The 15236-nt window shown below is 28.9% G+C and carries 12 protein-coding genes; 9 read left to right on the top strand and 3 right to left on the bottom strand.

What is annotated here, in order from left to right; genetic code table 11:
- Positions 1–25 precede the first annotated feature (25 nt).
- On the top strand, positions 26–2917 hold the full coding sequence (locus tag B3J31_RS14325; protein WP_346874172.1) for a hypothetical protein: 2892 nt from the start codon (positions 26–28) through the stop codon (positions 2915–2917).
- Between the two features lie 33 nt (positions 2918–2950).
- Here the strand turns inward: B3J31_RS14325 and B3J31_RS14320 are convergent, their stop codons facing one another.
- Positions 2951–3988 (bottom strand): FAD:protein FMN transferase, encoded by a 1038-nt coding sequence (locus tag B3J31_RS14320; protein ID WP_346874171.1) that lies wholly within the window; start codon positions 3986–3988, stop codon positions 2951–2953.
- A 254-nt stretch (positions 3989–4242) separates the two neighbouring features.
- Entirely contained in the window at positions 4243–4689 is a 447-nt protein-coding gene (locus B3J31_RS14315) for an FMN-binding protein (RefSeq protein ID WP_346874170.1), read from the bottom strand.
- Positions 4690–5000: 311 nt separating this feature from the next.
- Between B3J31_RS14315 and B3J31_RS14310 the strand changes: the two genes are divergently transcribed.
- The 8 genes from B3J31_RS14310 to B3J31_RS14275 all read left to right on the top strand — a co-directional run bounded on the left by B3J31_RS14310 (position 5001) and on the right by B3J31_RS14275 (position 14467).
- Positions 5001–5393: a NusG domain II-containing protein gene (locus tag B3J31_RS14310; RefSeq protein ID WP_346874169.1), complete on the top strand. Its 393-nt coding sequence runs from the start codon at positions 5001–5003 to the stop codon at positions 5391–5393.
- 10 nt (positions 5394–5403) lie between these two features.
- The gene (locus B3J31_RS14305; protein ID WP_346874168.1) at positions 5404–5943 is read left to right on the top strand and encodes a Gx transporter family protein; all 540 of its coding nucleotides are present in this window, start codon (positions 5404–5406) and stop codon (positions 5941–5943) included.
- Between the two features lie 112 nt (positions 5944–6055).
- A complete protein-coding gene (locus B3J31_RS14300; RefSeq protein WP_051824230.1) occupies positions 6056–7414 on the top strand; it encodes a sigma-54 interaction domain-containing protein in 1359 nt (452 codons plus the stop codon).
- Positions 7415–7816: 402 nt separating this feature from the next.
- A complete protein-coding gene (locus B3J31_RS14295) occupies positions 7817–8995 on the top strand; it encodes an acetyl-CoA C-acetyltransferase (RefSeq protein WP_346847420.1) in 1179 nt (392 codons plus the stop codon).
- Positions 8996–9479: 484 nt separating this feature from the next.
- Positions 9480–10853, top strand: coding sequence for a VanW family protein (locus tag B3J31_RS14290; RefSeq protein WP_167403146.1), 1374 nt, complete (start codon positions 9480–9482; stop codon positions 10851–10853).
- Between the two features lie 168 nt (positions 10854–11021).
- Positions 11022–12551 carry a VanW family protein gene (locus B3J31_RS14285; protein ID WP_346874167.1) on the top strand — a complete coding sequence of 510 codons (1530 nt, stop codon included), beginning with the start codon at positions 11022–11024 and terminating at the stop codon, positions 12549–12551.
- Between the two features lie 244 nt (positions 12552–12795).
- On the top strand, positions 12796–13461 hold the full coding sequence (locus B3J31_RS14280; RefSeq protein WP_346874166.1) for an HDIG domain-containing metalloprotein: 666 nt from the start codon (positions 12796–12798) through the stop codon (positions 13459–13461).
- A gap of 25 nt (positions 13462–13486) precedes the next feature.
- Positions 13487–14467, top strand: coding sequence for a biotin--[acetyl-CoA-carboxylase] ligase (locus B3J31_RS14275; RefSeq protein ID WP_346874165.1), 981 nt, complete (start codon positions 13487–13489; stop codon positions 14465–14467).
- 75 nt (positions 14468–14542) lie between these two features.
- On the opposite strand, the gene B3J31_RS14270 is transcribed toward B3J31_RS14275, so the two are convergent.
- A complete protein-coding gene (locus tag B3J31_RS14270; protein WP_346869172.1) occupies positions 14543–15037 on the bottom strand; it encodes a metallophosphoesterase family protein in 495 nt (164 codons plus the stop codon).
- Between the last annotated feature and the right edge of the window lie 199 nt (positions 15038–15236).

Here is a 15236-nt window from a genome sequence, read left to right as displayed (position 1 = left end):
AAATAAAACAAGGAGAGTGAATGAATTGTCTTTAAAAAAACAGATGAAATTCCTTCAGCAGTGTGAAAACAACTTAGGTAAATTGAATTTTTATCTAGATATTACAGACAGTAAGATTACCTGTGAACCCTGCTTAATGATAAAGCATTATTATAACTGGTGTGTTAAAAATATATTTAGAATAGATGTAAATGAAGTAAATCTTACTGAGTTTTTAAAAAAAATCATAGAAAAGTTAGATTATAAAGTCATTGGGAATATGGAGTATGAGGATTTTAGAAATCTTATAGTATCATATTACTCACTAGGAGAAATATATTTTGAAAAAAACGAATTTGAATTATCAAAAGATTACTTTTCTAAAGTAATAGAGGTTATGGAGGAATTCTTAAAAAGTGGAAATAAATTCCAAACCGAAGAAATTCAATGTAAAAGTGGAGTAGTATTTTTTGAACTATTAATGTGGGCAAGAAAAAATCTTGGTGATATGGTTGAAGTTGAAGAAGCTTTATACCTATATGAAAGTATAATTGGAGAAGAAGAAATATTATACATACAAAAAAACTATTGCGTATATAGAGCAAGTAAAGAATTAAACCTTATAGATAAAGCTAATGAGGCAGCTAGAAATGTAATAAAAATATTATCTTCATTTAAAGGAATAAATATAGATGTTGTAGAGTATTTTACAACAGAAAAATCTTACTCTAATGCCATAGATATCTCAATAGAGGAATATTGTAAGGATAGTATCCCTCATTGGATAAATGCAATGAATATTATATGCACAAAAGCACAATCCCTAGATATAGAATGTGTAGATAAGATTATAAAATTCTGTAATATATTAATGGAGGATCTTAAAATTGTAGAATGGAGTACTTTAATTTTAAGCTTATACAAAGGTATCAGACAAGAGGAAGAACAACTTATTAAAGTATTAAATTATCTAAGACAAAGTTTTAATATTATAGATTATAAACACGGAGATTTTATAAATTGTTCTCAAGCTGTATGTGTGTTAAATGAAATTTATGAAGATATAAGAATAAGAAAGTATAAAGAAGTATTTTTAAGAGAGTATGAATTTGACTTTACATTTTATTTAATGAATGCTGCGGTTCAAAACAATAATTATGAAAAAGCAATTGAAACATCAACTAAGTTATCTTCCATAATCAATATATTTAATATAAATAAGGAGCTACTTAATTATATAGAAGGATGTAAAGAAATATCTATAGATGGAACCAAAAAGGAAAACTATAATTTAAGAGAGTATCCTTGGCTATACTTATATAATAATGCAAAAGATATATGTACAAGTTATGGTATTGAATCTAAATTTGATACTAGTGACTTTATTAGAAGTAGTAGTAAAAAAACAATAATAGGTATTAATGCAATTCAAGATAGAGAGATAGAAGAAACTTTAAACAATATTATTGGAGAAAAGATCTTTTTACAAGATAAGGATATTGTGTTTATTAGCAATGAACAACTAGAGCTAAAATCATATATTAAAGATTATTATAGTTGTGAAGTTATTACAAAGAATAATTTATTAAGAGATCCTAATAAGTGTATTATAACTTATGATAAGTCTATTCATGGTAGAATGGCAGATAAAAATATTATTGTAATAGATGGTCATAAAGAGTTAAGGGATATTGATGTAACTTATATTAAACATATATTGGAAGATTGTAATAATTCTATATTGGCTATTCTTATTAATACAAAAAATAGTGACTATAAGGCTGAAGCATTAAGTTATAATAAAGCTTTGTTGGAAAATATGCTAGATTATAAAAAAGAAATTATATTATTTGACCAAAAAGACTTTTCTAATTCGAGAGAGTTATTAGAGACACTTATAGGACAAACTTCAGAAAACATAATAAATATGAAATTTAATGACTTTAAGAACAATATAAATAAAACTTTAGATGGAATTAGAGAAGACATAAAATTTAAAAATGGAGTTTATAAGGAAAGAAGATATACCCTTAAGGAATGTATATCAGAATATATAAACCTAGCAGATGAAGTTAAATCAAACTATAATGAATTTCTTACTAAAATTCAGGGTGATATAGAGTTTTTAGGAAAATATGCGGAAGAAAAGATATCAATAATTATCCCTGATCTTATAGAGAAAAAACTAGATGCTATAGATGACTTAGAGGAAACTTCAACACTAAAGGATAAGGCTGAAAATATATTTAGTGAAACTATTGTGAATTGGTGTAATAAAAATATATATGATTTAATGTTAGAACAATTTGAGGTTTATATAACTAAGTATTCAAAGCTCTATGGATACCATCAAGAGACTATAGAAAAGATAAAGGATAATAGAGATACTGTAATATCTGCCTATGGTGATTTTACAAGTAAAATTAAACCTATAGATATAAAACCACTTGAAGAGCTACTGAAGGAATTTTTAATATTACATGATGAATTCTTAAATAGTATTAATTATGAAGTTACTGTAATACCAAATGAGAAATTCTTAAGTACAGTAGCTGGTGGAATTAAGGTAATGTTTATGAAGTCAGAAGAAAAGGCGGAAAGTACTAGAATAAAAATTAAAAATCAAGTAATAGAAAATAAGGATAATATTGCTGCTATATTAAGCAATAATATAATGGAAAACTTAAGAGGACTTTCAGACAAGTTAAAGGAAAAAATAAAAGATATATTTGAAGGAACTCTAAATGATATTACAATAGATAAAAATATAGTAGAGCAAGCAGAGATGGATATGACAAAATCTCATGAAGAGATTACTAAAAAGAATGAAGAATTAGAAGTTCTTATGAAATTTGTAGATGTAGAAGTATTAAAATATATCAAACAACTTGATCATAATATGGTATATAATAATAGTAAATGCTATAAATTAGTTTAAAATAAATGGCTATGGGACTACCATAGCCATTTATTATTCTTTTATTTCATAATTATTATTTGTAAGAGTAAATGCTTTTTTAAAGCCATTAGTTAGGTATAGTTCATGGTTCTTAGTTATAAAAAGTGCCTCAACATCATCTAATGAGTTAATAAGTTTTAAACCTTCATCTACCCCAAGGGCAAATAAAGTAGTTGATAGAGAATCACCATCTATAGAGTTATTAGATAATATAGACACACCTAAGATGTTGTTGTCATATGGATAACCTGTATCTGGACTTAGAATATGGTGATAGTTTTTACCATCTTGCTCAAAGTATCTTTCATACACTCCAGAGGTTACAATAGATTTATTACTAACACTTACAAATCCAATAGTATCACTACCGGATTTTTCAGGGTTTTGAACTCCTACCTTCCAAGGGGTACCATCTATCTTGTCACCGAGTACATAAATATTGCCACCTAAATCAATAATTGCACTGGATACTTCAGCATTTTTTAGAATTTTAACTATTTCATCAGCAGCATAGCCCTTTGCAATTGCACCTAAGTCTATAATCATATTGGAATCTTCTAAAAATATACTTTTTTTTGATTCATCTATTTGAATTTTATTATAATCGATTAAAGCTTTTTTTTCATTAATTTCTTTTTCTGAGGGAAGCTTAGCATTGTCTGTACCAATTCCCCATAACTTTACCAAAGGTCCAATAGTGATATCTAGTGAACCACCAGACAGTTTAGAATATTCCAGTCCTTTTTTTACCACATTAAAAGTATCATTACTAACCTCAACAGGTTCTATTCCTGCCATATTATTTACTTCATCCAATTCGGTATTAGACTTACTTATACTTAATATATTTTCTAGTTCTCTTAAACGAGCAAAAGATTCATCTATTATAGTTGTATCACTTTTATCATATATGGTTATGGTACACACTGTACCAATGACTAGCTCTGTTTTACTAATTGGCTTAATAGGTAATCTTTGATTTGCACATCCTGCAACAATAATAGTTATAAATAAAACTAAAATGCAAGAAAGTTTTTTAAAAAGTTTCATAGGGACCTCCTTAGTTATATGCATAGTAATATAAAGCTTTAATATTTAAATAAAAAAATTTATATATTGTTAAAACATTATTAAAGTGAATTATATCTTTATATTAATAATAACACTATATTTTATTAGGTGAAACTTTTAAATATAAAATACATAGAATTTTTTAAACTAGTAATAACTATATAAATATGGAGAAATAAATATAAGACTTCAGGATATCCTAAAGTCTTATTACTATACTATTTATGAAAATACTATTTTTTAGCTGTAACTACTGCAGTTTCAGTTTTACCATCATTTGCATGTTGGATAGCTGCATCGGCTAAAAGTTTAAAATCATCTCCAGAAGTAGTTGCTCCAGTTATTGCATCAACTGTTGCAGGGTCTTGTTTCTCTACAAGAGCTTCTGCATATTGAGTTGAGAACTCAACAGGGCCAATTCCAGATACTTTTGTCATTTTTTCTTGATATTCGGCATCTTTACTCTTTAGATCTCCTGATTCATTTACATAGTCGAATTTAGCATCAGTGATTTTTCCATCAGCAACTGTAATTTCAACTTGTCCTTTCCAACCGTGATCATCAAAAGTGTCAAATTCAGATTTATAGCTTCCATCTTTCATTCCTTTTGAACCACAACCAACTAACATTCCAGCAGTTAAAACTACTGATGATAATAAAGCTAGAACTTTTTTATTCATTAATGTTACCTCCTAAAAATATTTCTAGTTTAAAAAACATACTATTTTTATGATTTAATTATAAACTAAACTAAAATAATAGTAAATATATTTACAGGAAATTTGTTAAAAAATTATTTACAATTTATGATTAAAGTTAACATAAATAACATAAAAATACATTGGTGTATGTATATTGTTATTATAGGTTAAAGATTATTTTTCTGAAATTTTTTAATCACTAAGGAATTTAGGTGAACATATTGATATAATAACAATAAAAGATTAAAATTACTTTGTTTAAACTATTGTTGGATAGGAGAAGAATGAATATGAAATTAATGAAGAGAATGGATATAGTAATAATTGTAGTGTTACTAATAGTGTCATTTATACCTTACATTATGCTAAAAAATTATCAGAGTAATTATAAAGGAATAAATTATGCTGTTATTTCTATAGATGGCAAAGAGACAAAGAGAGTGGAACTAACCACAGGGTTAGATGAAGAATTTACTATTAAATCTTCCTATGGATTTAATCGAGTTGTAATTCATGATATGAAAATAGGAATTGTAGATGCAGATTGTAAGGATGAAATATGTGTAAATGAAGGATTTATAGGAGCAGTTGGAGAAAGAATAGTATGTCTGCCTAATAGGTTAATCATTGAAATAGTAGGGGAACAAAAGAGTAGTGAAGGGGAAGATGTAATTTCTCGTTGAGGTGAAGAAAATGAATAGTAAAGAAGCTAGTAAAAATATTAGAAAAATGATATATATATCCCTATTAGTAGCAATGTCCTTGGTGCTACACATATTTGAAAATATGATACCAGTACCATTTATAACTCCAGGCACAAGACTAGGTCTTGCTAATATTATTACGGTAATAGCATTATACACCTTAAGTTATAAAGAGACTTTTTTAGTCATGTTTTTAAGAATTTTGCTTTCTGTAATGTTTGGAGGAAGTATATCTAGATTAATGTATAGTTTATCTGGTGGGATTTTAAGTTATATATTTATGGTATTTGCAAAACACCTTGGAAAAGAAAAGATAAGTATTGTAGGAGTAAGTTGTGCTGGGGCAGTATTTCATAATGTAGGACAATTACTTGCAGCATCACTAATAGTAAAAACCATGAGTGTTATGCTCTATTTACCTGTTATGAGCGTGGCAGGGATAGGGACTGGCATATTTGTTGGAATTACAGGCAATTTTGCAGTAGAACATTTAAAAAAAGTTTTTGGTGTAAATAACAATTGGTTTTAAAATAAGTTTGATTAAAATAGCTCAAATGGATATAAATATATTAAATAAGGATATAGTTACACTTAATAGATAGAAACATAAAATAATGTATTTTATTTAGGAGGAAAAATATATGAGAGTTGATGAAGAAATACTCAATTTTGCATTTAATAGTTTAAATGAATACATTGTAGTAGTTAATGAAGATGGAATTATAACAATGATGACAGATGGATACAAGAAGTTTTTAGGTTGTAAAGAACCAGAGGGTAAACATGTAACTAAGGTTATTCCAAACACGAAATTACATCTTATAGCTAAAAATGGATTTAAAGAAGTTGGAGATATTCAAGAGGTTAATGAACATAAAATGATATCTATGAGAGTTCCTATAATAATTAATGGAAAAATTAGAGGCGCCATAGGTAGAGTTATGTTTAAAGATATAGATAATTTTAAAATATTAAGTAGTAAGATATCCCATTTAGAAAAAGAGGTTCAATTTTACAAAAATGAACTCACTGTAGAGAATAAAGCAACCTATACTTTTGATAAAATAATCGGAAATAGCTCAAGTTTCTTAACTGCTATAAAATTTGCTGAGAAGATTGCAAGAGGAGATTCATCTGTATTAATTACAGGTGAGAGTGGTACAGGAAAAGAATTAGTTGCACAGTCCATACACAATAGTAGTAAAAGAGCCAGAAAACCCTTTGTTAAAATAAATTGTGGAGCTATACCAACAGAACTATTTGAATCAGAAATGTTTGGCTATGAAGAAGGAGCATTTACAGGAGCGAAAAAAACAGGAATGAAGGGTAAATTTGAGCTTGCAGATGGAGGAACTATTCTTTTAGATGAAATAGGAGATATGCCTCTTTTTATGCAGGTGAAGTTATTAAGAGTTCTTCAAGATAGAGAAATTGTAAGAGTGGGTAGTAATGATGTAAAAAAGATAGATGTTAGGATCATAGCATCTACAAACAAAAACTTATTACAGTTAACTCAAGAGGGTAAGTTTAGACAAGATTTATACTATAGATTAAATGTTATGCATGTTAAGCTTCCAGCACTAAGAGAAAGAATTGAAGATGTGGGACCACTTGCAGAGGCATTAAGAGTTAAGCTATGTAATAAGTATGGAATATATAGTGAAGGTATATCAGAAGAAACCTTGGATTATCTAAAATGTTATAACTGGCCAGGTAATGTTAGGGAACTAGAAAATGTTATTGAAAGAGCAATAAATTTACTTAATACAGAGCTGAAAATATTACCAGAGCATTTACCAGCAAAGATATTAGATTGTAACAAAAGAAAGGTTGATTATGAAAATAAACAACTTAAAGACATAGTAGAAGAAATAGAAAAGCAGGTAATTACAGAAACTTTAGAGAAACTTAATGGTAATAAAAATGAAACTGCTAAGGTTTTGGGTATTAGTAGGCAAGGTCTTTATAAGAAAATGAAGAGATTTAATATGGAACTTTAAAAAAGTGTAAACTAAAACACACATGTAAACTAAGTTTACATGTGTGTTTTACTTTGGAGAATTAACCCTTTAAATAGATTAAATGTATTAATAAATGATGAAAAAAATCTGCTAATTACTGATTTTGCTTTAGGTGATTTATTTAACATTGAAGTTATAATATTAACAAAGATTTGTTTAAGGAAAAACCGTAAACTGTAGTTTACGGTATTGTTTTCCCTAATTCACGAGAAAGTAGATATTTAGGGGATTGTAGAAGTTGGCATGGAAACTGCTATATAAATAAGAGTAATAAACATAGACTTTGTAACCCTATGTAGATATATAAGCAGGGGATAAAATAGTTTCTAACGTAACGAATTATTTAAAGAAAAAATTTTAAAGAAAAGGATGGAGTTAAAAATGAAAGAAGTTGTTATTGTAAGTGCTGCTAGAACAGCAGTAGGATCATTTGGAGGTTCATTATCAAAATTATCAGCAGCAGAAATTGGTGCTGTAGCTGCAAAAGAAGCAATAAAAAGAGCAGGAATAGATCCAGCTATTATAGATGAAGCTATTATAGGAAATGTTATAAGTGCAGGACTTGGACAAAATGTTGGAAGACAAGTAGCTTTAAAGGCTGGTTTAAAAGAAGAATCTACAGCAATTAGTATTAATAAAGTTTGTGGTTCAGGAATAAAAGCTGTAACATTAGCAGCTCAAGCAATTAAATCAGGAGATGCAGATGTAATCCTTTGTGGTGGAACAGAATCAATGAGTAATGCACCATATGTATTACCAACATCTAGATGGGGACAAAGAATGGGTGATTCAACAATGGTTGACACTATGATTAAAGATGGTCTTTGGGATGCGTTCTATGATTATCATATGGGAGTTACTGCAGAAAACATAGCTGAAAAATGGGGTCTTACAAGAGAAATGCAAGACGAATTTGCTTTAAGTAGTCAATTAAAAGCTGAAAAAGCTGTAAAAGAAGGAAGATTTAAAGATGAAATAGTACCAGTTGAAATACCTCAAAGAAAAGGAGATCCAATTGTATTTGATACAGATGAATTCCCTAAATTTGGTTCAACAATAGAGAAATTAGGAAAACTTAAGCCAGCTTTCAAAAAAGGTGGAACAGTTACTGCTGGTAACGCTTCAGGAATAAATGATGGAGCTGCTATGTTCATAGTTATGTCTAAAGAAAAAGCTGAACAACTAGGAGTTAACTATCTTGCAACTATAAAATCTTATGCATCAGCAGGTCTTGATCCACAAATAATGGGATATGGACCATTCGAAGCTACAAGCAAAGCTTTATCAAAAGCTGGATTAACAGTTGAAGATTTAGATTTAATAGAAGCTAATGAAGCTTTTGCAGCACAATCATTAGCAGTAGCTAAAGATTTAAAATTTGACATGAATAAAGTAAATGTTAATGGTGGAGCAATAGCTATTGGGCACCCAGTTGGAGCATCTGGAGCTAGAATATTAACTACTCTTATCTATGAAATGATTAAGAGAGATAACAAAAAAGGTCTTGCTACACTATGTATAGGTGGCGGACAAGGAATCGCAATAGTAATAGAAAGATAAGTGAGAATCCAAATTTTATATTTGGGTATTCGAACTTACTCATTCAAACGCATGTGAGAAGGAGTGTCCTTACGAGCAAAGCGAGAAAAGAAAATCTTTGGTTTAACATTTCGAACGCATGTGAGAAGGAGTGTCCTTACGAGCAAAGCGAGAAAAGAAAATCTTTGGTTTAACATTTCGAACGTATGTGAGAAGGAGTGTCCCTGCGAGCAAAGCGAGAAAAGAAAAATATTAATTAGCTATAACTTTTTAAGGATAAACAGAGTTCTTAGCTTCTTTGAAGCTTAGAAATTGTTATCCAGGGACGTACCAGCTCTTTTACTCCTACTTTGAAGAAGATGGGAGTATTAGAGCTGGTAGTCATCGGATAAATAAAAAAATCAGTTCATTGTAAATTTACAATGAGCTGATTTTTTATTTTAGCTAGAATATTTCATGAAATACTACACAAGCTAATTTAAATACCATGAGAGGAGAATTTTATATGGAAAAAAGAAAGCAGAGAAGAAAAGGAAATAAAAATATTTTTATTATTATTATTGCTTTAATAGTTGTTTTTATTGTAGTGTATTTTCTATTTTATTACGGATATATGAAGCGTACCGTAGGTAGTTATGCAGATAAAATTTATCCTCAAGTTTTTGTAGAAGGAATTGAAGTGGGAGGTAAAACTAAGGAGGAATCTATAACGCTTTTAAATGAAAAAAACAAAGAACTTATCAATAATGATATTAAGGTAAAAGTAAAAGATAAAGAATATAAGATTGATTATGAAAGCTTAAATATAAAAAGCAACTTACAAGAAACTCTTATGGAAGCTTTGGATTATGGAAAGGATTTATCTGTAAGAGAAGGTTATAAGTTGATAAAAGATCCTAAAAAAATAGATTTTGATATTGAGTATAGTTATAATACAAATTTTGTAGATTCCTTGTTGGATGAAATTGAAAAAACTCTCAACAAGGAAGTTAAAAATGCAACTATCATTAAGGAAGATGGAAAACTAAAAGTAAGTGAAAGTTCTTCAAAAGAAGAAATAAATAGAAAAGATTTTATTTCTCAGGTTGAAGAAGTTGTAAAAAGTAATACTGAGAATAATAAAGGTGATGTTGATCTCAAATTACCTATTAGTATTGAAAATCCAGAAATAAAAACTGAAGATTTGAAAAGGATTAATATAATAATATCTAGTTTTAGTACAAACTTTGTAGATGATGTTAGAGCTACTAACATTAAAGTAGCAACTGAAGCAGCAAGTGGTATAGTTTTAATGCCAGAGGAAGAATATAGTTTTAATAAACTAGTAGGTGAAAGCACTAAAGAAAAAGGATATGTAGAAGCACCTGTTATAAAAGATAATAAACTTCAACCTGAATTAGGTGGAGGTATTTGTCAGGTATCTACAACTCTTCATAATGCTATAATAAGAGCAGGAATTCTGCCTATGGAGAGAACGCATCATTCTATGCCAATAGGGTATGTTGATAAAGGAATGGATGCAACCATTTATTATAATGTTGTAGATTATAAGTTTAAAAATACTTTACCATATCCCATTTATATAGATGGTATAGTAGAAAATAATAAATTAATATTTAATATATATTCTTATAAAGAATTAGAAAATATAAAGTATGAGGTCATTAGTAAAGTCTATAAAGAAATACCTCAAAAGATAGAATACAAAGAGGACATAACCTTGGATGAGGGGGAAGAAATAGTTGAGAATCCAGGTAGTAAAGGTTATAAGGTAAAGGTTTATAGAAAAACCTTAGAAAATAAGAAGGTAGTAAAAGAAGAGGTAATATATGATGAAATATATGAACCTGTAAATAAAATCATCAGAAGAAATGGATAGAGGTATAGGAAGGAATTGCATATATACAATATTTATGTTAAAATTTTACAATAGAAAATTATTATGTAATGAAATCGTAATAATAATATAAATGAAAATATGATTAACATATGATATAATTTATATGTTAAATCAATTTTTTAATTGTAAAATGAAAGGAATGTTACTATGGATATGAATCTAGAAAAGGGTGAGAATGGATCAAAGCTTTCACTAACCCCGGGGAATAAAAAACCTAATAAAAAAGCTAAGATCATAGCAATTTCTTCCGTAATAACTATAGTTCTTTTAGTATTTATAGGTACAACAACATACATCCATACTACTGTATCAAAATATGAGAATTTAATTATGCCAGGTGTGCAAGTTGAAGGAATAGATGTAAGTGGTAAAGCCAAGGACCAAGTTGTGCAAGAACTAAATAGTAAATATAACGACGAAATTGGGAACAGAAGCATTAAAATTAAAGCTGGAGATAAGGAGTATGCTATTAACTACACTGACTTACATGTAGAGTTTAATATAGATGAAACTGTAAATGAAGCTTTTAACCATAATAGAGATCTTGGATATTTAGACAAGTTTAAAGCAATAAAGAGTTCTGAAAAAAAAGACTTTCCAATAACATTTACCTATAATAACGAAATTATAAATACTGTTGCTAAAAAAATGGAAAGTGAAATTAATGTTGCTAAAAAGGACGCTACTATATCGAAATCAGGTTCAGGATTTAACATTACTGAAGAAGTAGTTGGTAAGACTTTGGATGTACAAGCATTAGTTAAGGATATAAATGCTAAGGTATCAGAAAGTAAAGTAGGAAACATAGAAGTAACTGCAACTATAAAAAAAGAGGTACCTACTAAGACAAAAGAAAAATTATCAACCATTAACACTAGAATTGGAACCAAAACTACTAACTTTGGAAGTTCAGATTGGAGCAGAAGCACCAATATATCACTAGGAGCCCAAACTGTAAATGGTATAGTACTAATGCCAGGAGAAAGTTTTAGTTTCAATACTACAGTGGGTGACACTACAGCAGATAAAGGTTATCAACCAGGAGGCGTTTATGTAGGAAATAAGGTGGAGATTGGATATGGAGGAGGCATTTGCCAAGTATCCTCAACACTTCACAATGCAGTATTAGACTCAGGAATTCTTCCAGATCAAAGATTAAATCATAACATGGCAGTAGGATATGTTCCATTAGGACTTGATGCAACTATTGCGTATGGAGGAATAGATTATGTATTTACAAATCCATACAAATATCCAATATATATTGAAGGATATACTGGTGGTGGAAATGTAACCTTTAATATATATTCTAACTCTGCAGCTAAGGGTGGAAAAACTTATAGCTTTAACTCAGAAACCTATGAGACCATTCCTGTAACAGTAAAATATGAGGATGATCCAACTTTACCTATAGGAACAGAAAAGGTTACTCAGAATGGATCTCAGGGATATAAGGTTAAGGCATATAGAACTACTTATGAAAATGGTAATGTAGTTTCAACAGAGCTTATGAATACTGATACTTATGTACCGCTACCTAAAATAATAAAAAGAGGTACTAAAAAAGTAGAACAAGCTCCTGTTACAAAACCAGCAGAAAAACCGGCAGATAAGCCGGCAGAAAAACCTATTACAAATCCTGAAGGGGATAAAAAGGAAGAATCAACTACCCCATAATAAAAGGAAAATTAAAGGTGTTTATACCTAAATAATTAATACCCTATGTATAGATGAGCTAATTTATCTATACTATAGGGTATTTTAGTTAGATTTTAAAAATTGGTTACAATATAATGTTAATAAAAATATATTGTGTATAACAGCATAAGAAAAAGTTTCATGACCTATTATATTAATAGGAAATATTATATATGTAAATAATATTAATTATATAGGTATGATAAGAAGGGAGAAAAGTTAAATGAATTATTTTGAAGAATTTACAAAGCATCTTTTAGAAGATGAAAAGCCATCCATATATTTTAATAACTTAGTAGAAAATAATGGTTACCCAGATATATATCCCTATAACATGGTTTTAAAGTTAAAAGATGTGGAGCAAAATCCTAAACATCACCCAGAAGGCAATGTTTGGATTCACACTATGATGGTTATAGACGAAGCTGCTAAAAGAAGAGATAGAAGCAAAGAACCAAAGGGATTTATGTGGGCAGCATTTTTACATGACATAGGTAAGTTAACTACTACAAAGTTAAGAAGAGGCTACCTCACTGCCTATGACCATGATAAAGTTGGAGCAAGAATGGCAGAAGAATTTTTAACCCATTTAAAGCTTCATGAAGATAAAGGATTTTATGATTATGTAGTAAATCTAGTTAGACTTCATATGCAGATTCTTTTCGTAGTAAAAAATAATGAGTTTGCAGATCTTAATAGAGTTGTTAAAAGTGGATACATTGAGGATATAGGACTTCTTGGAATATGTGATAGATTAGGGAGAGGGCCAAAGACGGAAGAGGAAGTAAGAAAAGAAGAGAGAAATATTGAAATTTTCTTAGAAAGATGCCAAAATTATATTGATAAGAGAAAAAGAATGGCAGAGACATATAATTTGCCTGAGAAATAAGAAAGCTTAGGAAGGTAAGTATTGAATGAAGAAGAAGATATTGAATATACTTAGAAAAAGTAAGGATGAATACATTTCAGGGGAAAGACTTAGTGAAGAATTAGGAATTACTAGGGCTGGAATATGGAAGCATATAAAAAGCTTAAAGGAAGCAGGATACGTTATAGAATCAATTTCCAATAGAGGATATAAACTGGTAAGTACTCCGGATATTATAGATGGTGAAGAGATTTTACATCTTCTTACAACTAAGTATATAGGGAGAAACTTCATTCATTTTGATGAAGTAGACTCTACTAATGTTCAGTGCAGAAGAGAGTGTAGTAATAATCCTATAGAAGGAATGGTAGTTGCTGCAGAGGAACAAACTAGTGGTAAGGGGAGATTGGGTAGAAGCTGGATTTCACCTAAAGGAACAGGAATATGGATGTCCATAGTATTAAAACCAAATATATCTCCTATGGTAGCACCTAGAACTACTTTAATTGGTGCAGCAGCAGTTTATACTGCTCTAAAGGAGATGGGCATTTCTGTAGGAATAAAGTGGCCTAACGATATAGTCATTAATGGCAAAAAGATATGTGGCATATTAACTGAGATGAATGCAGAAATAGAAAGAGTAAATTATGTCATCATGGGAATTGGTATAAATGTTAATATGGAATCATTTCCAGATGAGTTAAAGGAAAAAGCCACATCCCTTAAAAATGAATTAGGAAATGAAGTTGATAGAAAAAAACTTGTAGCTAATATATTGAATAATTTTGAAGTGTTTTACGAAGATTTTAAAAATACAGGAGATATAAGTAGAGTTATAGAAATTTGTAGAGAAGGCTCATTACTTATAAATAAAGAGGTAAGAGTAATTAATGGAAATAATGAAGTCATATGTACGGTAATAGATATTGATGATGAAGGAGAATTAATAGTAAAACATAAAGATGGTACTATTAATAGAGTAATATCTGGAGAAGTATCTGTAAGAGGAATCTATGGATATGTTTAAACTAATAAATTAAAAGGATTGAAGTCTATTTTATAGGCTCAATCCTTTTACTCTATGGAATAATGAATTTTTTAGCTATTTAAAAAAGTTTACTGAAGCTGATATGGGACAATTTTTATTAAGCTCTAAAATTATATAAGAAAACCAAGGTTCTTTTCTTTTGCTAGTAGACGATCCAGGATTTAAATACATTGTTTTTCCTTTAGTAAAAATACAAGGTTTATGGCTATGACCATATATTATTATATCAAGCTTATCCTTCTTAAAAGTATCAACCACATTATCTATAGTTTGCTTTTTAGTACCATCCCCGTGACAAATACCAATTTTATAACCTTCTAAAGTTAATATGTGTTTTTCCGGAACTAAACTTCTTAAATTAGATTTATCATTATTTCCATAAACACCTATAAATTTTGATTTTTCCTTAATCATAGATATTACTTCAGGGGAGGTATAATCTCCTGCATGAATTATTAAATCTACATCTTTTAACTTATCATCTAGTATATGTTTTAGCTTTGAATAATGTTTATTCATGTGAGTATCAGAAATAATTCCGATTTTCATTTTAAGCTTCACCTCCACTTAAAAAATATATATACATTATTAGTATAAGCATAAAATTTTATTTGTGTAGTTTATATTTAAACAGTTAATTGAAACTTTTCTTAAAAAAGTAACACAAGTTAAAAATACTGATAAAATTAAAATGTTACTTAAAAAGGTAATGTAATCAATAATTATTATTCATTAAATAGTAGAAAAA

The sequence above is a fragment of the Clostridium sp. UBA5988 genome, from assembly GCF_002435615.1.
Classification (GTDB): domain Bacteria; phylum Bacillota; class Clostridia; order Clostridiales; family Clostridiaceae; genus Clostridium_J; species Clostridium_J sulfidigenes.
This window is presented reverse-complemented; position numbering and strand designations above follow the sequence as displayed.

Coding starts and splice junctions, on each gene's coding strand:
- B3J31_RS14320 (WP_346874171.1), bottom strand. CDS start 3,988: ATGAAACTTTTTAAAAAACTTTCTTGCATTTTAGTTTTATTTATAACT.
- B3J31_RS14315 (WP_346874170.1), bottom strand. CDS start 4,689: ATGAATAAAAAAGTTCTAGCTTTATTATCATCAGTAGTTTTAACTGCT.
- B3J31_RS14310 (WP_346874169.1), top strand. CDS start 5,001: ATGAAATTAATGAAGAGAATGGATATAGTAATAATTGTAGTGTTACTA.
- B3J31_RS14305 (WP_346874168.1), top strand. CDS start 5,404: ATGAATAGTAAAGAAGCTAGTAAAAATATTAGAAAAATGATATATATA.
- B3J31_RS14300 (WP_051824230.1), top strand. CDS start 6,056: ATGAGAGTTGATGAAGAAATACTCAATTTTGCATTTAATAGTTTAAAT.
- B3J31_RS14295 (WP_346847420.1), top strand. CDS start 7,817: ATGAAAGAAGTTGTTATTGTAAGTGCTGCTAGAACAGCAGTAGGATCA.
- B3J31_RS14290 (WP_167403146.1), top strand. CDS start 9,480: ATGGAAAAAAGAAAGCAGAGAAGAAAAGGAAATAAAAATATTTTTATT.
- B3J31_RS14285 (WP_346874167.1), top strand. CDS start 11,022: ATGGATATGAATCTAGAAAAGGGTGAGAATGGATCAAAGCTTTCACTA.
- B3J31_RS14280 (WP_346874166.1), top strand. CDS start 12,796: ATGAATTATTTTGAAGAATTTACAAAGCATCTTTTAGAAGATGAAAAG.
- B3J31_RS14275 (WP_346874165.1), top strand. CDS start 13,487: ATGAAGAAGAAGATATTGAATATACTTAGAAAAAGTAAGGATGAATAC.
- B3J31_RS14270 (WP_346869172.1), bottom strand. CDS start 15,037: ATGAAAATCGGAATTATTTCTGATACTCACATGAATAAACATTATTCA.